1 protein-coding gene is annotated in these 824 nt (G+C 59.6%); it reads right to left on the bottom strand.

Annotated elements, in window-relative coordinates:
- A partial coding sequence (locus QPK29_RS33480) for a ribonucleotide-diphosphate reductase subunit beta (RefSeq protein WP_400189970.1) occupies positions 1–824 on the bottom strand: 824 nt, incomplete at both ends.

Genomic DNA, 824 nt, shown 5'->3' with positions numbered 1-824 from the left:
TTGAACATGGCTGCGTTCAGGCCCAGCACGCCGCGCGGCATCGTGTCTTCGGCGTAGCGGTATTCCAGGTCGACGGCCTGCAGGAACAGCTGCTTGATCTCTTCGCGGAATTCCGGCGTCCACAGCTGCGGGTTTTCCATCTTGATCGTGTTGATCAGGTCGATGCCGAAGTTGCAGTGCATCGATTCGTCGCGCAGGATGTACTGGTACTGCTCGGCGGCACCCGTCATCTTGTTCTGGCGGCCCAGCGCCAGGATCTGCGTGAAGCCGACGTAGAAGAACAGGCCTTCCATCAGGCAAGCAAACACGATGATCGAGCGCAGCAGCTTCTGGTCGTTTTCCAGCGTGCCGGTGTGGAACGTCGGATCGTTGATGACTTCGATGAACGGGATCAGGAACTGGTCCTTGTCGCGGATCGACGGGATCTCGTTGTAGGCGTTGAAGATTTCCTTCTCGTCCAGGCCCAGCGATTCCACGATGTACTGGTAGGCGTGGGTATGGATCGCTTCCTCGAACGCCTGGCGCAGCAGGTACTGGCGGCATTCCGGCGCCGTGATGTGGCGATAGGTGCCCAGCACGATGTTGTTGGCGGCCAGCGAGTCGGCGGTCACGAAGAAGCCCAGGTTGCGCTTGACGATGCGGCGCTCGTCTTCGGTCAGGCCGTTCGGGTTCTTCCACAGTTCGATGTCGCGCTGCATGTTCACTTCCTGCGGCATCCAGTGGTTCGCGCAGCCGGCCAGGTATTTGTCCCACGCCCATTTATATTTGAACGGGACCAGCTGGTTGACGTCGGTCTTGGCGTTGATGATGCGCTTGTCGTCCGC

The organism is Massilia orientalis, from assembly GCF_030411975.2.
Lineage (GTDB): Bacteria > Pseudomonadota > Gammaproteobacteria > Burkholderiales > Burkholderiaceae_D > Telluria > Telluria orientalis.
Note: the sequence above shows the minus strand (reverse complement) of the source record. Positions and strands in the feature narration are given on the sequence as shown.